An 18,378-nucleotide genomic window follows, 5' to 3' on the forward strand; every position below is an offset into this window, starting at 1 on the left:
CCTTTGGTTGTGCGAACGGCCGCGCCGGACGCACCGCGCCTACGCGCCGAGCAACCGCGCCGCGAGGTACCCCTGTAGCTGGTCGAGCGCCACCCGCTCCTGCGACATCGTGTCGCGCTCGCGCACCGTCACGGCCTTGTCCTCGAGCGTGTCGAAGTCCACCGTGATGCAGAACGGCGTGCCGATCTCGTCGTGGCGACGGTAGCGACGGCCGATCGCCCCCGCGTCGTCGAAGTCCACGTTCCAGTACTTGCGCAGGTCGTCCGCGAGGCCACGCGCCACCGGCGACAGCTGCTCGTTGCGGGACAGCGGCAGGACGGCGGCCTTGACCGGAGCGAGCCGCGGGTCGAGCCGCAGGACCGTGCGCTTGTCGACGCCGCCCTTCGCGTTCGGCGCCTCGTCCTCGTGGTAGGCGTCGAGCAGGAACGCCATGAGCGCACGGGTCAGACCAAACGACGGCTCGATGACGTACGGCACGTACTTCTCGTTCGCGGCCTGGTCGAAGTACCGGAGGTCCTTGCCGGAGGACTCGATGTGGTTGTTCAGGTCGAAGTCCGTGCGGTTCGCGACACCCATGAGCTCGCCCCACTCCGTGCCCGCGAACCCGAAGCGGTACTCGATGTCGGCGGTGGCGTCGGAGTAGTGCGCGCGTTCCCCGTCCGGGACGTCGAAGCGCCGCAGGTTCTCCGGGTCGATGCCGAGGTCGGTGAAGAACGCGACCGAGTCGGCGATCCATTGCTCGTAGTGCTCCTGCGCGGAGGCCGGCGGCACGAAGTACTCGATCTCCATCTGCTCGAACTCGCGCGTCCGGAAGATGAAGTTGCCGGGCGTGATCTCGTTGCGGAAGGCCTTGCCGACCTGGCCGATGCCGAACGGGGGCTTCATGCGGCTGGTCGTCACGACCTGCGCGAAGTCCACGAAGATGCCCTGCGCGGTCTCGGGGCGGAGGAAGTTCAGGCCCTCTTCCGACTCGACCGGGCCGAGGTAGGTCTTGAGCATGCCGGAGAACTCGCGCGGCTCGGTCCACTGGCCGCGGGTGCCGCAGTTCGGGCACGCGATCTCGGCCATGCCGCCCTCGGGCTGCCGGTCCTTCTTCGCCACGAACGCCTCGATGAGGTGGTCTTCGCGGAACCGGTGGTGGCAGTGCAGGCACTCGACGAGCGGGTCGGTGAAGGTCGCGACGTGCCCCGACGCCTCCCACACCTTGCGCGGCAGGATCACGGCCGAGTCGAGGCCGACCATGTCACCGCGGCCGCGGACGAACCGCTGCCACCACTGCCGCTTGATGTTCTCCTTCAGCTCGACGCCGAGGGGCCCGTAGTCCCACGCGGAGCGCGATCCGCCGTAGATCTCCCCCGACTGGAAGACGAAGCCACGGCCCTTGGCCAGGGCGATGACGCTGTCGAGACGGGAGGACTGTGCCACGGGATGCTCCAGAGGTCGCCGAGCTGGGTGCCCGGTTCGGAAACGTACCGGGCAAGCGTACCGGCCCCACGGGCCTCGGCGGACGGGAGGCGCGGTGCCTGTGGAGAACGCGCCTCACCCCTCCGGTCTGAAGCCGTCCACGGCGCCCAGCGCGTCCGCCACGCGCGTCACGTCGTCCTCGTCGTTCCAGAGGTGGAACGCCAGCCGGAGCCGACCGGCCCGCCCGCTCGCGGTGATCCCGGCTGCCGCGAGGGCCCGGAGGGCCGCGCCGTCGGCGTCCGCGAACGTCGTGATCGCCTGACCGCTCCGCGGTGACCCGAGCGTGTCGGCGAGCCGGTCCGTGAGACGCGTGGCGTGCCTCCAGGACGACGTCGCATCGAGCGCGGCGACGTGCCGGAGCGCAGCCACCGCGCCCGGCCATGCCTGCCACGCCGGCGAGACGTCGAACCGACGCGCGTCGTCGGCGAGCCGCATCGCTGGGCCGTAGCAGGACGCCCACACGTCGGCGCCCGCGTACCACCCGGCCTGCACGGGGCGGAGCCGTTCGACCGCCGCGTCCGAGAACGTCGAGAAGGCGACCCCGCGCGGCGCGCACAGCCACTTGTACGCGTGCGTGACCGTCACGTCGAACGGGGCAGCGTCCACCGGGAGCACGCCGGCGGCCTGCGTGAGGTCGCACAGCGTGAGCGCACCGACGGTCCGAGCCGCCTCGAGCACCGGCTCCGGATCGGTGACGACGCCGCTCGACGACTGCACCGCGGACCAGGCGACGAGGGACGTCCCGGGCCGCACCGCGTCGGCGAGGGAGGCGAGCGGGACGCTCCGGACCCGGACCCCGCGGTGCGCCTGGGCGAGGAGCGGGAACACGAGCGAACTGAAGTCGCCGTCGGGGACGACCACCTCGGCGCCGTCCGGCAGCGCAGCGGCGACGACCGCGACCATGGCGGAGGTCTGCGACCCCGTGGCGACCCGGGCCCGGTCGACGCCGACGATGCGCGCGAAGAGCGAGCGGCCCTCCTCGACGAGCGCGCCGTACGCGACCGGCGTGGACGCGGCGTGCTCCCACTCGTCGAGGTCGGCGCGCATGGCGGCGAGCGTGCCGCGCGTGGGGAGTCCGGCGGTGCAGGCCGCCAGGTAGCCGGAGCCGTCGACGAATGAGTCCATGCCTCCACGGTGGCGCGGGGTCGCCCATCACACCAGGGCAGGCTTCTTCGATCCCTCATAACATGACGTTGTGGACGACCTCGATCCCCAACTCCTCCGCGTGCTGCGCGCCGTCCGTGACGCCGGCTCGATCAGCCGCGCGGCCGCCGCCCTCGGGTACAGCCAGCCCGCGGTGAGCCAGCTGCTCGCCCGCGCCGAACGCCGGACGGGCCACGAGCTCGTGCTCCGCGGAGCGCGCGGCGTCACGCTCACCGAGTCGGGACGGGTCCTCGCCGACCACGCCCTCGCCGTGCAGGCAGCCCTCGCGGCAGCGCGGGAGGACCTCGATGCCGTCGGCGGGCTCGCCCGCGGACGGGTGCGGATCGCCGGGTTCCCGAGCGCGTCGTCGACCCTCGTGCCGCCGGTGCTGGCCGCGATGTCGGCCACAAGTCCGGGCGTGGTGACCTCGTACGTCGAGGCCGAACCGCCGGAGGCCGTCGAGCTCCTCCGCCGCGGCGAGGTCGACGTGGCGCTGACGTTCTCGCACGCGTTGCAGGGCGACGACGTCGTCGCCGACCCGACGCTCACGACCCGGGTGCTCGGTCGCGACCCGCTCGCCCTCGTGACGCCTGCCCCGGCACTGAGCGGGTCCGCGCACGGTGCCGACGCGGTCGCGGACCTCGCCGCCTTCTGCGAGGCGCGATGGATCGGCGGGTGCCCGCGGTGCCGAGGGCACCTGCTCGCGTCGTGCGCCGCTTCCGGCTTCACCCCGGACATCGTCCTCGAGACGGACAACGCCGCGGCGGTCGTCGGGTTGGTCGCGGCGGGCCTCGGCGTGGCCCTGCTCCCCCGCCTCGCGCTCACGACCACCGTGGTGCCGCCCGGCGTCTCGGTCACGGCGGCGAGCGACGAGCTCGCGCGGCGCGTCGAGGTGGTGGTGGCACGGGGCGCGGACCGGGTGCCGAGCGTCCGCGCCGCGCTCGACGCGGTCCGCGGCGCGGCGCACCTGCTCGGCTGAGCCGAAGGCGGGCGCTCGGTCGAGCCGGGAACCGTCGGACGGGAGGCGCGGGTCGGCGCCGCCCCGCGCCTCCTGTCAGGCCGTCGGTGCGTCCACCGCCCCGCCGAACCGTCGATCGCGGCGCGCGTACTGCTCGATCGCTCCCCACAGGTCGGTGCGACGGAAGTCCGGCCACAGCCGGTCGAGGAACACCATCTCGGCGTACGCCGACTGCCACAGCATGAAGTTCGACGTCCGCTGCTCCCCGGAGCTCCGCAGGAAGAGGTCGACGTCCGGCAGCTCCGGCACGTACAGCCGCTTCGCGAGGGCCTTCTCGGTGACCTGGCTCGGCTTGAGGCGCCCGGCCGCGACGTCCTCGGCCATGCCCCGGACCGCGTCGACGATCTCGTTCCGACCGCCGTAGTTGACGCACATCGTCAGCGTGCACACGTCGTTGTCGGCCGTCATGCGCTCGGCGGTCTGCAGCTCGTCGATCACGCTGCGCCAGAGCCGCGGCCGCCGTCCCGCCCACCGGATCCGGACACCCCACGCGTTCAGTTGGTCGCGGCGGCGGTGCAGGACCTCGCGGTTGAAGCCCATCAGGAAGCGGACCTCGTCGGGTGAGCGCTTCCAGTTCTCGGTCGAGAACGCGTACGCCGAGACGTGCTTGACGCCGATCTGCACGGCGCCGGCGACCACGTCGAGGAGCGAGGCCTCACCCGCGCGGTGCCCCTCGACCCGGGTGAGGCCGCGCTGGTTCGCCCAGCGGCCGTTGCCGTCCATCACGATCGCGACGTGCTCGGGGACGAACTGCAGCGGGATCGCCGGAGGGTGCTCACCCGTCCAGTCGACGGGCTTCAGCGGCTCGGACTCGGCGTACCGGCGAGGGCTCATGCAGGGGTTCCTCCGTGGTCGGACGGCTGGTCGGGCGCGTTGCCCGGCACGTTGCCGGTCGCGTTGCGGGGCATGTTGCCGGGCGTGTTGCCGGGCGCGTGGTCGGTTGCGTTGCCGGTCGCGTTGCCGGTCGCGTTGCCGGACGGGTCCGGCGGCTCCGGCAGCGTGGGTGCCGGGGTCGCGGCGACCGCGGCGGGCACACCACCCGGTGTCGGATGGACCGGGGACGGGTGCTCGGTGCGGTCGACGTGCGGCAGCGACCGGAGCGATCGTTCCAGGTGCCACTGGGCGTACGCCGCCACCACGCCGGACGCCCGGGAGCGCGTGCGCTCGTCCGACGCGTCCACCGTGCTCCAGTCGCCGGCGAGCAGGGAGCCCAGGAGGTGCAGGGTGTCCGGGTCGAGCCGCGGTGTCCCCGGAGGCGCCGCGTGGTCCGCCACCACGCCGCCGAGCTGCACGACGAACGCCGAGTGCGGCCCGGGCTCGCCGGTGACCGCGCAGTCGCGGAACGACGGCGCCCAGCCCGCGATGCTCATCGCGCGCAACAGGTACGAGTCGAGCGTCGCACTCGTCACGTGCTCGCCGCGCGCCAGCGACCGGAGCGCCCCGACGAGGAGCAGGTACTGCTGCAGTCCGGCGTCCGCCTCGCTCAGACGGTCGGCGGTCTCGACCATCGCGCTGGCGGCGGTGTAGGCCCCGTAGTCGGCGACGATCTGCGCGCCGTACGAACCGAGCGACTCGGCCTGCGTGACGATGTCGAGCGAGCGGCCCTCGTAGAACTGGGCGTCGACGACCATGAACGGCTCGAGCCGGGACCCGAACTTCGACGCGGTCCGCCGGACGCCCTTCGCCACCGCCCGGATCTTGCCGTGCTGCCGGCTCAGCATCGTGACGATGCGGTCGGCTTCACCGAGCTTGTGGGTACGCAACACGACGCACTCGTCCCGGTACAGCGGCATTGGTCCAGTATCCCCCGCGCCACCGACGCGCCGCGCCGCGCCGCTCGCATCCGTCGAGCGGGCGGGCGTCGAGCGGGCGCGACACGCCGCCCACGTCCGCCGAGCGGCCGGCCGCCGAGCGGGCGCGACACGCCGCTCACGTCCGCCGAGCGGGCGGAAGGCGCCGCTCGCCACCGCCGAGCGGGACAGAAACGTCCCGCTCGCGGCGCGCACGCACGCACGCACGCACGCACGCACCAGCGCGACCACGCACAGGAGGCGCGGTGCGGGACGGACCCGCACCGCGCCTCCTGGACGGAACGCGTTACGCCGAGACCAGCTCGGACGCGCCGGACGCAGCCCCCGCACGCACCGCGCGGTTGACCGCCGAGACGATCGCCTTGAGCGACGCGGTGGCGATGTCGGCGTCGATCCCGACGCCCCACAGTCGGACGCCGTCGACGTCGAGCTCGACGTAGGACGCGGCCTGTGCGTCACCCGAGGCGCTCATCGTGTGCTCCGAGTAGTCGTAGAGCGTCACGTCGACGCCCTGCTCCCGCATGACCGTGAGGAACGCGTCGATCGGGCCCGTCCCGACGGCGTCGGACGTGATCGAGCCGTCGTCGACGCGCAGTGCGACCGAGAGCTTCGTCGTGCCGTCGAAGTCGCTCGACGTCGCCGTCTTCGTGATCTCGTAGCGGCCCCACTTGTCGGACTCGTCTGCCGCGGGCAGGTACTCGTCGCGGAAGAGGTCCCAGATGCGCTCGGACGAGAACTCGCCGCCCTCGGCGTCGGTGCGCTGCTGCACGACCCCGGAGAACTCGATCTGCAGCTTGCGGGGCAGGTCGATCGAGTGGTCCGTCTTGAGCAGGTAGGCGACGCCGCCCTTGCCGGACTGGGAGTTGACGCGGATCACGGCCTCGTACGAGCGGCCGATGTCCTTCGGGTCGACGGGCAGGTACGGCACCGCCCACGCGATCTCGTCGATGTCCTTGCCGGCGGCCGCGGCCTTGGCCTTCATGGCCTCGAAGCCCTTGTTGATGGCGTCCTGGTGCGAGCCGCTGAACGCCGTGTAGACGAGGTCGCCCGCCCACGGCTGGCGCTCCGGCACCGGCAGCTGGTTGCAGTACTCGACCGTGCGCTTGATCTGGTCGATGTCCGAGAAGTCGATCTCGGGGTCGATCCCCTGCGTGAACAGGTTCATGCCGAGTGCGACCAGGTCGACGTTGCCGGTGCGCTCACCGTTGCCGAACAGGCAGCCTTCGATGCGGTCGGCGCCGGCCATGTAGCCGAGCTCTGCGGCCGCGACGGCGGTGCCGCGGTCGTTGTGGGGGTGCAGGGAGAGGATGACGTCCTCGCGGTGGGCCAGGTTGCGGGACATCCACTCGATCGAGTCGGCGTAGACGTTCGGCGTCGCCATCTCGACGGTCGCCGGCAGGTTGATGATCACCTTGCGGTCGGGCGTCGGCTCGAAGACCTCGAGCACGGCGTTGCAGATCTGGACCGCGACCTCGAGCTCGGTGCCGGTGTACGACTCGGGCGAGTACTCGTAGAACACCTTCGTGTCGTGCTGCAGGGTCGCCTCGGCCGCACGGCACAGCTTCGCGCCGGACACCGCGATGTCGACGACGCCCTGCACGTCGGTGCGGAACACGACCTCGCGCTGGACGATCGACGTCGAGTTGTACAGGTGCACGATGGCCTGCTTCGCGCCGTCGATCGCCTCGTACGTGCGGTTGATGAGGTGCTCGCGCGCCTGGGTCAGCACCTGGATCGTGACGTCGTCGGGGATCGCGCCCTCGTCGATGAGCGAGCGGACGAAGTCGAAGTCGGTCTGCGAGGCGCTCGGGAACCCGACCTCGATCTCCTTGTAGCCCATGCGGACGAGCAGGTCGAACATGGCGCGCTTGCGCTCGGAGTCCATCGGGTCGATCAGGGCCTGGTTGCCGTCGCGCAGGTCGACCGCGCACCACCGCGGTGCCTTGTCGATGCGCTTCGTCGGCCAGGTGCGGTCCGGGAGGTCGACACGGATCTGGTCGTGGAACGGGACGTACTTGTGGATCGGCATCCCGGAGGGGCGCTGGGTGTTCTGCATCGTTTCGTCGCTTTCGTCGTCAGGTGTGGGTCAGGCCACGACGGACTCCGCGACGAGGTGGGCCGTTGTGTCAGGCCTCGTCGCGGCAGCGAAGGAGGAGGAGCGCCGAGTACATCGGGTCCACGGTAGCACCGGCGGCGGTCCGTGTGACAGACCGAGCCGTCGCGGGGCGCCGAGGTCGCACGACCCGCACCCGGCGGCCGGGGCGTCGAGGTCGCACGACGTGCCGCGGCCGCGGCGTCGAGGTCGCACGAACCGTCGCCTGCCGGCGCCGCGAGCGACACTTCGTGCGACCTCGGCCGACCCGAGCGACGGATCGTGCGACCTCGGCCGACCCGAGCGGCGGATCGTGCGATCTCGGCGACCCGGCGACCCGAGCGACCGCGGGCGACGGGTCAGTCGACCGCCAGCGCCTCCGTCGGCGGAACCCGCATCGCACGCCGCACCGGCGCGATCGTCGCGACCACCGCGAGGACCAACGCCCCCACGACCACGATCCCCACCGTCAACGGCGGCAGCACCGGCGTCGTCGCGAAGCCGAGCGAACCGAGCAACGTCTGCCCACCGACCCACCCGTAGAAGGTGCCGAGCACGAGCCCGGTGACGACGGCTGCGACGACCATCTGGACGGCCTCGGTGACGATCATCCGTCGGACCTGCGCCCCGGTCAGCCCGAGCACCCGCAGCAGCCCGAGCTCCCGCCGGCGCTGCAGCACCCCGAGGGCGAGCGCGTTCACGACCCCCACCGCGGCGATCACGGCGGAGAACCCGACGATGACGCTCACCACGGCGTTCAGCTGGACGAAGAAGTCACGCTGCCCCTCGAGCATCTCCTTCGTCATCTGCCCCTGGTCCATGGCCTGCAGCTGGGCACCGAGCACGTGCTGCATGATGCCGAGCGCCACGGCGAACGTGACGAGCAGGGTGACGCCGATGACGAGCCCGATGGTCGCCCGTGCGGACCGGCCGGGTGCGCGCATGGCGTTGCGGCCGGCGAGCAGGACGACGGGGTCACGGGCCCCGATGCGTCCGATGAGCTGCAGCACGGGCGGCATCACGATCGTCGCACCGACGGCCACCCCGGCGAAGGAGACGAAGCCCCCGAGCGCTGCCGGCAGGACCGCGATGGGCGAGAGCCCGCTGGCGAGCAGCCCGACGAGCAGGAGCAGGCCGCCCGCAGCCATGAGCACGATCGCCCAGACCTTCCGAGCGGTCCCGGAGCGGACGTCGTCGTGACTCGGTTCGACGCTCGACGAGAGCGCCTCGAGCGGCGTCACGGTGAGCACCCGCCGCGAACCGGCCGCGAACGCACCCCAGGTCGCGAGGACGACCGCCACGACCGGGAGCACGAGCTCCCACGGCACGATCGTGTACGCGGTGTCCGGCAGGAACCCGTTGCCCCGCAGCACGACGACGAAGAGCGCACTGAGCCCCGTGCCGACGACCGCCCCGATCAGACCGCCGAGGACCCCGACGACGAGGCCGGTCCGGGTGATCCGTGCACGCAACGAGGCGCCGGTCGCCCCGACGAGCCGCTGCAGCGCGATGATGCGGGTCTGCCCGGCGATGAGCGTGGCGCAGGTGTTCGCCGTGACGATCGCACCGACGTAGAGGGCGATGCCGAGGAAGAGCCACCCGACGACCGAGAGGATCGCCTTCACCGGGCCGAGCTCGGAGAGACCGGAGGCCGCCAGGGCCTCGGTGACGATCCCCGGCGCGATGACCAGTGCCGACCCGAAGGTGGTGCCGAGCGCCGCGACGAGGACGGTCGGGGCGAACGCGCGGACGCCGTTCACGCTGCGGTCTCCATCCCGAGCATCGTGGTCGAGATCGCCGCAGCATCCATCGCCGGACGATCCCCCACCACACGACCATCCGCCAAGAACAGGATCCGATCAGCATTCGCCGCAGCCACCGGATCATGCGTCACCATCACCACGCTCTGCCCCCACTCCGACACCGCACCCCGCAAGATCTGCAACACATCACGACCCGTCCGCGAATCCAACGCCCCCGTCGGCTCGTCCGCGACCACCACCGCCGGCCGCGACGCCAACGCCCGCGCGATCGCCACCCGCTGCTGCTGCCCACCCGACAACTGGTGCGGACGATGCGACAACCGATCCCCCAACCCCAGCATCTCCACGAGACGATCGATCCACGCCGACTCCTCACGAGTCACCTTGTGCCCACCCAACAGGAACGGCAACCGGATGTTCTCCGCCACATCCAACGTCGGCACCAGGTTGAACGACTGGAACACGAACCCCAACCGACGACGCCGCAACTCCGTCAACTCCCTGTCACCCAACCCCGTGACGTCCACCCCGTCGATCCAGATCCGACCCGACGACACCTGGTCGAGCCCCGCCGCGACGTGCATCAACGTCGACTTCCCCGAACCCGACGGCCCCATCACCGCCGTGAACTCCCCCGCACCGATGTCGACACTCACATCGTCCAACGCCGTCACCCGCCGCACGGCATCGCCGTAGTGCTTCGAAACGCGGTCGAGACGGATGATCGGTCTGCTGCTCGTGGTCATGACTCCACGATGACGGCCAGGAGGCACGCCCCGCGTCGGCCCATCGGCTCCTGTGGATCGTCCGCTCGGCTCCACTGCCTGGGGAGAAGTCATCCTGACGGATGACGGACCGTCAGCGCGCAGCGCGCAGCCGCAGCGCGCAGCCGCGGTCAGTCGGCCTTCGCGACCAGACCGTGCTCGTGCGCGAACACCACGAGCCGCACCCGGTCCCGCAGCTCGAGCTTCGTCAGGACGCGCGAGATGTGCGTCTTCACCGTCGCCTCGCTCACGTACTCGTGCTGCGCGATCTCGCTGTTGCTGAAGCCCCGCGCCGCCAGGTCGAAGATCTCCCGTTCGCGCGGCGTCAGGTCGGCGAACGCGGCCGGCACCGAGGCCGCCTGCTCGCTCGTGTCCTCGTAGCGGCGGAGGAGCTCACGTGTCGCCGACGCCGCGAACACCGCGGTCCCGGCGTGCACCGTGCGGATCGCCGCGAGCAGGAACTCCGGGTCGGCGTCCTTCAGCACGAAGCCGCTGGCACCGGCTCGGATGGCCTTCGCCGCGGCCTCGTCGAAGTCGAACGTGGTGAGCACGAGCACCTTGGCGCCGTCGGTCCCGCTGTCCTCGACGATGCGGGCGGTGGCGGTGATGCCGTCCATCACCGGCATGCGGACGTCCATGAGCACGACGTCGGGACGCCCGCGCCGCACGAGCTCCACGCCCTCGGCACCGTCGCCGGCCTCGCCGACGAACTGCAGGTCGGCCTGCGAGTCGATGAGCATCCGGATGCCGGTGCGGAACAGGGCCTGGTCGTCGACGAGCGCGACGCGGATCGGGGTGTCGTTCATCGGCCGGTGCGCTCCTGGAGGGTCGAGGGTGTGGTCGGGACGAGCCCGCGCGGCATCTGGCCGCTCGCGGGGACGGACGGCATCCGGACCGCGACCGCGAAGTCGTCGCCCCGCGGTCCCGCGGTCATCGTCCCCCCGGTCATGGTGGCACGTTCGCGCATGCCGACCAGCCCGTGTCCGGTGCCGGGCCCGCGCGTGCCGTCGTCGGCGCGCCGGTTGACGACCGTGATCTCGACGGTGTCCGGGCGGTACGTGAGGCTCGCGCGCACCGGGGTGTTCGGCTCGCCGTGCTTCCACGCGTTCGTCAGGCTCTCCTGGACGATCCGGTAGACGGCGAGCTGTGTCGTGGTCGGCAAGCCCGACGAATCGCCCTCGCGCTCGACCTGCACGTCGAGGCCGACACCACGCATCTCGCCGATCAGCCGGTCGATGTCGTCGATCTCCGGGGTCGGTGCGGTGCCCTGCTCGTGCCGCAACGCACCGAGCAGTTCGCGCACGTCGCCGAGGGCACGGCGCGCGGTGCTCGAGATGGTCCCGAGCGCTTCGTCGGCGATCGCCGGATCCGCCTTCAGCGCGTACCGGGCGCCGTCCGCCTGAGCGATCACGACCGCCAGCGAGTGCGCGACGATGTCGTGCATGTCCCGGGCGATCCGGACGCGTTCCTGCTCCACGGCGACGGCCCGATCGGCCCGTGCGGCGTCGCGCTCGGCGAGGAGCTGGGCCTCTCGGCTCATGCTCGCCGACCGCCGGGTGCGGAGCACGAGACCGGCGAGCCACGGCAGGAGGAGCAGCAGCAGCACGATCGCGAAGTAGGCGATCGCGACCTTGAGCGACTCCTGCTCGGGCGTCGTCGCCGTCACGATGCCCTGCCGCTGCCGGTAGTCGTCGAGACCGAGGTAGACGGCCGCCGTCACCGGACCGACGATCGACGACACCAGGCCCGCCAGCCGGACGCGCCGGCTGCCGTAGCGGCTCGTCGAGTAGACCACCCCGGCGATGAACGCGTTCGACAGGTCGGGCATCTGCAGGGTGACCATCTCGAGGACGGCGAACACCCACGCCACACCGAGCGCGAGCCCCGGCGACAGACGCCGGAGCGCCAGCGCGGCCGTCATGCCGAGGACCGTCAGGAGCGCGAACGGCGAGTCCAGCCCCCGTGCGGTCACGACGAGCACGAGCGCGCCGAGCAGGACCGCGATCACGACGTCGGTGATCACCTGCGCGCGCAGCATGGGACGGAACACCACACCACGGTACGTCCAGGAGGCGCGGTGCGCGTCCGCCTCCAGGTTGACGTCAGCAGACGGTCGGGTCAGAAGCCCAGTCGCCCGAGCTGCTTCGGGTCGCGCTGCCACTCCTTCGCGACCTTCACCCGGATGTTGAGGTACACGTGGCGGCCGCCGAGCAGCGCCTCGATCTCGGTGCGGGCCCGCGACCCGACGTCCTTGAGGCGCTCCCCCTTGCGGCCGATGACGATCGCCTTCTGGCTGTCCCGCTCGACGAAGAGGTTCGCGAAGATACGCAGCGGGCCGTCCGGTTCGTCGTCCTCGTCTGGCTCGACGACGTCCTCGATCACGACGGCGAGCGAGTGCGGCAGCTCGTCGCGCACGCCCTCGAGCGCGGCTTCGCGGATGAGTTCGCCGATCCGCTCCTCGTCGGTCTCCTCGGTCACCGCGGCGTCGTCGTAGAGCTGGGGTGACTCGGGCAGCAGCGACGTGATCACGCCGAGCAGGTCCTCGAGCTGCAGTCCCCTCGTGCCCGAGGTCGGCACGATGGCGTCCCACTCACGCAGCTTCGACACCGCGAGCAGTTGCTCCCCGACCTTGTCCTTGGCGGCCCGGTCGATCTTCGTGACGATGGCGACCTTCTTCGCACGCGGGTACTGGTCCAGCGTGTCGTTGATGAACCGGTCGCCGGGGCCGATCGGCTCGTTCGCCGGGACGCAGAGCCCGATGACGTCGACGTCCCCGAGGGTGGACTGCACGAGGTCGTTCAGCCGCTCGCCGAGCAGGGTGCGCGGTCGGTGCACGCCGGGGGTGTCGACGATGATGACCTGGCCGTTCGGTCGGTGCACGATCCCGCGGATGGCGCGGCGGGTGGTCTGCGGCTTCGACGAGGTGATCGCGACCTTCTGGCCGACGAGCGCGTTCGTCAGCGTGGACTTCCCGACGTTCGGGCGCCCCACGAACGAGACGAACCCGGCGCGGTACGGCTCGGTCGGTCCGGCGGTGGCTGGCGTGGTGTCGGTCATGCGTGCGTGGTTCCCGTCGTGGTGGATTCTGCGTCGTCGAAGGCGTCCTCGACGTCCGCGAGTCCGGGCGTGCGCTCGGCGAGCACGGTGATGAGGTGGCGGCGCTTGCCCTCGACCCGGTCGGCCGTGAGCACGACGCCGGACACGGTGACGCTGTCACCGCTGATCGCCAGGTGGCCGAGCTCCTTGGTGAGCAGCCCGCCGGCGGTGTCGACGTCGTCGTCCTCGAGCTCGATGCCGAACAGGTCGCCGAGGTCGTCGATCGGCAGTCGGGCGGAGATCCGCCAGACGCCCGGCTCGACCTCGACCCGGTCGACCACGGCGCGGTCGTACTCGTCCGAGATGTCGCCGACGAGCTCCTCGATGAGGTCTTCCATCGTGACGAGCCCGGCGACGCCGCCGTACTCGTCGACGACGAGCACGAGGTGGTTCTTCGCGACCTGCATGTGGCGCAGGGTGTCGTCGGCGGCCTTCGACTCCGGCACGAACTCCGCCGGGCGCAGGAGCGTCGTGACCCGCTTGGTACCGGACCCCGGGCGCTCGTACAGGGCCCGGGCGACGTCGCGCAGGTAGAGGACCCCGAGTACGTCGTCGCTGCCCTTGCCGGTGACGGGCATGCGGGAGACGCCCGCGGCGAGGAACTGCTCCATGCCGCTCGCGAGGGTGTCCGAACCGTCGACGGTGAGCATGTCGGTGCGCGGCACCATCACCTCGCGCACGAGGGTGTCGCTGAACTCGAAGACCGAGTGGATGAGCTCGCGGTCGTCCTGCTCGAGGACGTTGCTCTCGGTGGCCTCGTCGACGAGCGACAGCAGCTGCTCCTCGCTCGACACCGTCGAGGCACTGCCCCCGCGCCCGGGCGTGACGCGGTCGCCGATCGCCACGAGCAGGCCGGCGAGCGGACCGAGCACGATGCGCACGGCCCGGACGAGCCCGCCCGTGGTCGCGATGAGCCGTTCGGCGTGCGCGCGACCGACGCTGCGCGGGCTGGACCCGACGAGGACGAACGACACCGCGGTCATGATCGCGGCGGCCACGATGAGCGCGACCCACCACGTGTCGAAGACCATCACGAGTGCGATCGTGACGAGCACGGCGGCGGCGGTCTCGGCGAGCACCCGGAAGAAGTTGAGCGCGTTGACGTGCGCCCCGACGTCGTCGCCGACCGCCTCGATGGCGCGGCGGTGCTTGCTCTCCCGCGCGATCTCGTCGAGGTCGGCGCGGGACAGGACGGAGAGCGCGGCGTCGGACGCGGCGAGCAGGCCACCGACGACGACCAGCACGAACGCCACCGCCAGCAGGCCGACGACGAGCAGCATCAGCTCACCGCCCGCGGCGCTGGGCGGCGAAGGCCGTGAGGATCTCGCCCTGCAGCCCGAACATCTCCGCCTTCTCGTCCGGCTCGGCGTGGTCGAACCCGAGCAGGTGCAGGATGCCGTGGCAGGTCAGCAGGAGCATCTCGTCGGTGCTCGAGTGCCCGGCGGTCTTCGCCTGTTCCTCGGCCACCTGCGGGCAGAGCACGATGTCGCCGAGCAGCCCGGCGGGCGTCGGTTCGTCCTCGGTGCCCGGACGGAGTTCGTCCATCGGGAAGCTCAGGACGTCGGTCGGCCCGGGTTCGTCCATCCACCGGACGTGCAGCTGCTCCATCGCGCCCTCGTCGACGAGCACGATCGCGAGCTCCGCATCGGCGTGGACGTGGAGCGCGTCGAGCGCGAAGGCGGCGAGGCGCTGGATGGCTGCCTCGTCGACCTCGACGCCGGACTCGTTGTTGAGCTCGATGCTCACCGGTTCCCTCCTCGGGAGTCGTTCTGGGGGTACGGGGAGCGCTGGCGGTCCTGCGGCGGACGCCCCCGTCGCTCGGCGCGGTTCGCACCGGCGGGGTTCGGCGTGGCGGCGCTGCCCCGGCCGCCCGGGCGGTACCCGGACTGCTCGGCGAGGCGTTCCTCGTCGTAGACGGTGTAGGCGTCCACGATCCGCCCGACGAGCGTGTGGCGGACGACGTCCTCGCTGCCGAGGCGAGCGAAGTGGATGTCGTCGACCTCGCCGAGGATGCGCGTGACGAGCCGGAGCCCGGACAGGTTGCCCGGCAGGTCGACCTGGGTGATGTCACCCGTGACGACCATCTTCGAGCCGAACCCGAGCCGCGTCAGGAACATCTTCATCTGCTCGGGCGTCGTGTTCTGCGCCTCGTCGAGGACAACGAACGAGTCGTTCAGCGTGCGTCCGCGCATGTACGCCAGCGGGGCCACCTCGACCGTGCCGGCGGCCAGGAGCTTCGGGACCAGCTCGGGGTCCATCATCTCGTTGAGCGCGTCGTAGAGCGGGCGCAGGTACGGGTCGATCTTGTCGGTGAGGGTGCCCGGCAGGAAGCCGAGCCGCTCGCCGGCCTCGACCGCGGGGCGCGTCAGGATGATCCGGGTGACCTCGCGCCGCTGCAGCGCCTGGACGGCCTTCGCCATCGCCAGGTACGTCTTGCCGGTACCGGCGGGGCCGATGCCGAAGGTGATCGTGTGCTCGTCGATGGCGTCGACGTAGGCCCGCTGCCCGTCGGTCTTCGGCCGCACGGACTTGCCGCGGCTCGACACGATCGGCGTGCCGAAGGTGTCGGACGGCTTGCGGTCCTCGTCGAGGAGCTTCGCGGAGACGGGGATGTCGGACGGCCCGATGTCCTGTCCACGCTTCACCATGCCGACGAGCTCGTCGACGAGGGCGTGCGCGCGCGCGACGTCGCGTTCGGGCCCGGTCAGCGTGACCTCGTTGCCACGCACGAGCACGCGGACGCCCGGGTACTGGCGTTCGACGGTCTTGAGCAGTCGGTCCTGGGGGCCGAGCAGCTGCACCATGGCGATGCCGTCGACCTGGATCGAGGCCGAGACGTCCGTCGGGTCGGCCGGGGTGGGTGCTGGTTCGTTAGCCGGCAAGGGTGCCTTCCTGCAGTTCACCTGCGAGTACGTGCGCGTGCACGTGGAACACGGTCTGACCGGCGGCTTCGCCGGTGTTGAAGACGAGTCGGTACTGGCCGCCGGCGCGCTCGTCGGCGATGCGCTGCGCGGTGGCGACCAGGTGGGCGAGGAGGTCCGGGTCACCGGCAGCGAGCTCGGTGACGTTCCGGTACTGCTCGGTCTTGGGGATGACGAGCACGTGGACGGGTGCCTTCGGCGCGATGTCCTCGATGGCGATCACGCGGTCGTCCTCGGCGACGACGGTCGCCGGGATCTCGCGCGCGATGATCCGGGAGAAGATGCTGGGCGTGCTGGTGCTCATGGCTCCATCGTAGAACGCGGTACCGACGCCACGCCTTCCCGATCCGGGCGCTACCAGCGACCGAGCCGCGTCTGGAGGACCGCGAGCGCGGCCGGGCCGGCGGTGGACGTCCGGAGCACCGTGTCGCCGAGGCGGACCCGGACGGCGCCCGCGGCCACCAGCCGGTCGAACTCGGAGCCGTCGATGCCGCCCTCGGGTCCGACGACGAGCACGATCTCGGCGACGTCGCTCGGCGGTTCCCACTCGGAGAGCCGGACGTCGCCGACCGGGTCCAGCACGAGGACGGCGCGAGCACCGTCGGCCGCTCCGGGAGCCGGAGCCGCGAGCTGCCCGGTCGTCACCGGCGCGTCGACGACGGGCACCCGGGAACGGATCGCCTGCTTCGACGCCTCGTGCGCGATCGCCGTCCAGCGTGCGCGGCCCTTCTCGACCTTCGCGCCGTCCCAGCGGGAAACGCTGCGGGCCGCCGACCACGGCACGATCCGGTCGACACCGATCTCGGTCGCCGCCTGCACCGCCATCTCGTCGCGGCCGCCCTTCGCGAGCGCCTGCACGAGCGTGAGCGTCGGTGTGGGTGCGCCGTCGACGGCGACCGTGGACACCGCCAACGAGAGCGTGTCCCGCCCGAGCGCGGTCACGGCCCCGGTCACGACGGTGCCACGACCGTCGGACAGGCGCAGCGTCTCCCCCACCCGGACCCGGGCGACCGTGACGGCGTGGCGTCCCTCCGCCCCGTCGAGCGGGACGGTGTCGCCGACCGTGACGCCGTCGAGCGACCCGACGAGGTAGAGCGATGCCATCAGAAGTTGAAGAACCGGTCGCGGAGCTTGCCGAACATGCCCTGCTGGAAGCGGGCGAGCTGCGGCTTCGCGGCCTTGTGCGACTTCGCGAGCTGCTCGACGAGCTGCCGTTCCTTGTGCGAGAGCTTCGTCGGCGTCACGACCTGCACACCGACCCGGAGGTCGCCGCGACCGTTGCCCCGGAGCTTCGTGATGCCGCGGTCCTTGATCACGAGGACGTCGGCGCTCTGCACACCCGGCCGGACCTCGAGCTCGACCGGGCCGTCGAGCCCGTCGATCGTCGTGGTCGTCCCGAGCACGGCGTCGGTCATCGCGACCTCGAGCGTGGCGAGCAGGTCGTCCCCGTCGCGGCTGAACACGTCGTGGTGGCGCACCCGGATCTCGAGGTAGAGGTCACCGGAGGGGCCGCCGGCCGGGCCGACCTCGCCCTGGCCGGGCATCTGCAGGCGGAGCCCGGAGTCGACGCCGGCGGGGACGTCCACCGGCACCGTGCGGCGGGCGCGGACGCGTCCCTGGCCCTGGCACGTCGGGCACGGGTTCGGGATGACGGTGCCGTACCCGCGGCAGGTACCGCAGGGCGCGCTCGTCACGACGTTGCCGAGGAGCGAGCGGACCTGGCGCTGGATGTGGCCGGTGCCGCCGCAGATGTCGCACGTCTGCGGGCTCGTGCCCGGCGCGCAGCAGGAACCGCCGCACGTCTCGCACAGCACCGCGGTGTCGACCTCGACGTCCTTGTGGGTACCGAAGACGACCTCGTCGAGGTCGACGTCGATGCGGAGCAGGGCGTCCTGCCCGCGCTCGGCACGGCTGCGCGGGCCGTTGCCACGACCGCCGCCGCCACCGCCACCGAAGAACGCGTCGAAGATGTCGCTGAACCCGCGGGCTCCGCCACCGAAGGGGCTGTCGGCCTGGGGCCCGGCGTCGTACCGGCGGCGCTGCTCGGGGTCGCTCAGCACGTCGTACGCGTGCGTCACGTCCTTGAAGCGCTCGGCCGCGTCGGGGCTCGGGTTCACGTCCGGGTGCAGTTCGCGCGCCAGACGGCGGTACGCCTTCTTGATGTCGGCATCGGAGGCGTCCTTCTGGACGCCGAGGACGTCGTAGTGGTCTGCCACGTATCCCTCAGTCGGTTCGGTTCGGTCGGTCGGGTGCGGCGGTCGCCGCGGTTCTGGTGGTCGTCGGTGGGCCTGGAGGCGCGGGTCGCC

General features: G+C 71.7%; 16 protein-coding genes and 1 pseudogene. 1 reads left to right on the top strand and 16 read right to left on the bottom strand.

Annotated features, from left to right (window positions below; genetic code table 11):
* Positions 1–39: 39 nt before the first annotated feature.
* Both WFH25_RS05375 and WFH25_RS05380 read right to left on the bottom strand, forming a co-directional pair.
* Complete coding sequence (locus WFH25_RS05375; protein WP_071294830.1) at positions 40–1,425, bottom strand: glycine--tRNA ligase; 1,386 nt, start codon at positions 1,423–1,425, stop codon at positions 40–42.
* 114 nt (positions 1,426–1,539) lie between these two features.
* Positions 1,540–2,589, bottom strand: a complete 1,050-nt coding sequence (locus tag WFH25_RS05380) for an aminotransferase class V-fold PLP-dependent enzyme (RefSeq protein ID WP_336697048.1) — start codon at positions 2,587–2,589, stop codon at positions 1,540–1,542.
* A gap of 70 nt (positions 2,590–2,659) precedes the next feature.
* Here WFH25_RS05380 and WFH25_RS05385 point away from each other — a divergent pair, with 70 nt between their 5' ends.
* Positions 2,660–3,586: a LysR family transcriptional regulator gene (locus WFH25_RS05385; RefSeq protein ID WP_336697049.1), complete on the top strand. Its 927-nt coding sequence runs from the start codon at positions 2,660–2,662 to the stop codon at positions 3,584–3,586.
* Between the two features lie 75 nt (positions 3,587–3,661).
* Here the strand turns inward: WFH25_RS05385 and WFH25_RS05390 are convergent, their stop codons facing one another.
* The 14 genes and pseudogenes from WFH25_RS05390 to dnaJ form a co-directional block, all read right to left on the bottom strand.
* Positions 3,662–4,459, bottom strand: coding sequence for an isoprenyl transferase (locus tag WFH25_RS05390; protein WP_070418701.1), 798 nt, complete (start codon positions 4,457–4,459; stop codon positions 3,662–3,664).
* Between the two features lie 236 nt (positions 4,460–4,695).
* Positions 4,696–5,418: pseudogene (recO, locus tag WFH25_RS05395) on the bottom strand (DNA repair protein RecO); the annotation flags it as partial.
* Between the two features lie 304 nt (positions 5,419–5,722).
* The gene (gene leuA, locus WFH25_RS05400; RefSeq protein WP_336697050.1) at positions 5,723–7,492 is read right to left on the bottom strand and encodes a 2-isopropylmalate synthase; all 1,770 of its coding nucleotides are present in this window, start codon (positions 7,490–7,492) and stop codon (positions 5,723–5,725) included.
* A 395-nt stretch (positions 7,493–7,887) separates the two neighbouring features.
* Complete coding sequence (locus WFH25_RS05405) at positions 7,888–9,288, bottom strand: ABC transporter permease (RefSeq protein ID WP_261647238.1); 1,401 nt, start codon at positions 9,286–9,288, stop codon at positions 7,888–7,890.
* The gene (locus WFH25_RS05410; protein ID WP_071294825.1) at positions 9,285–10,037 is read right to left on the bottom strand and encodes an ABC transporter ATP-binding protein; all 753 of its coding nucleotides are present in this window, start codon (positions 10,035–10,037) and stop codon (positions 9,285–9,287) included. Before WFH25_RS05410 ends, WFH25_RS05405 begins: the two co-directional genes overlap by 4 nt.
* Positions 10,038–10,186: 149 nt before the next feature.
* Positions 10,187–10,861, bottom strand: a complete 675-nt coding sequence (locus WFH25_RS05415; RefSeq protein ID WP_071294824.1) for a response regulator — start codon at positions 10,859–10,861, stop codon at positions 10,187–10,189.
* Positions 10,858–12,105, bottom strand: coding sequence for a sensor histidine kinase (locus WFH25_RS05420; protein ID WP_336697051.1), 1,248 nt, complete (start codon positions 12,103–12,105; stop codon positions 10,858–10,860). Before WFH25_RS05420 ends, WFH25_RS05415 begins: the two co-directional genes overlap by 4 nt.
* 68 nt (positions 12,106–12,173) lie before the next feature.
* Positions 12,174–13,112 (bottom strand): GTPase Era, encoded by a 939-nt coding sequence (era, locus tag WFH25_RS05425; protein ID WP_070418695.1) that lies wholly within the window; start codon positions 13,110–13,112, stop codon positions 12,174–12,176.
* Positions 13,109–14,431, bottom strand: a complete 1,323-nt coding sequence (locus tag WFH25_RS05430; protein ID WP_336697052.1) for a hemolysin family protein — start codon at positions 14,429–14,431, stop codon at positions 13,109–13,111. Before WFH25_RS05430 ends, era begins: the two co-directional genes overlap by 4 nt.
* Before the next feature lie 4 nt (positions 14,432–14,435).
* Positions 14,436–14,897, bottom strand: coding sequence for an rRNA maturation RNase YbeY (gene ybeY / locus WFH25_RS05435; protein ID WP_079235757.1), 462 nt, complete (start codon positions 14,895–14,897; stop codon positions 14,436–14,438).
* The gene (locus WFH25_RS05440; RefSeq protein WP_070418692.1) at positions 14,894–16,033 is read right to left on the bottom strand and encodes a PhoH family protein; all 1,140 of its coding nucleotides are present in this window, start codon (positions 16,031–16,033) and stop codon (positions 14,894–14,896) included. The genes ybeY and WFH25_RS05440 overlap by 4 nt, the downstream gene beginning before the upstream one ends.
* Positions 16,023–16,376 (bottom strand): histidine triad nucleotide-binding protein, encoded by a 354-nt coding sequence (locus WFH25_RS05445; RefSeq protein ID WP_070418691.1) that lies wholly within the window; start codon positions 16,374–16,376, stop codon positions 16,023–16,025. Before WFH25_RS05445 ends, WFH25_RS05440 begins: the two co-directional genes overlap by 11 nt.
* Positions 16,377–16,426: 50 nt before the next feature.
* Positions 16,427–17,176, bottom strand: coding sequence for a 16S rRNA (uracil(1498)-N(3))-methyltransferase (locus tag WFH25_RS05450; RefSeq protein ID WP_336697053.1), 750 nt, complete (start codon positions 17,174–17,176; stop codon positions 16,427–16,429).
* A complete protein-coding gene (gene dnaJ, locus WFH25_RS05455) occupies positions 17,176–18,288 on the bottom strand; it encodes a molecular chaperone DnaJ (protein WP_336697054.1) in 1,113 nt (370 codons plus the stop codon). Before dnaJ ends, WFH25_RS05450 begins: the two co-directional genes overlap by 1 nt.
* Positions 18,289–18,378: the final 90 nt, after the last annotated feature.

This window comes from Curtobacterium sp. USHLN213, assembly GCF_037144815.1.
Classification (GTDB): Bacteria; Actinomycetota; Actinomycetes; order Actinomycetales; family Microbacteriaceae; genus Curtobacterium.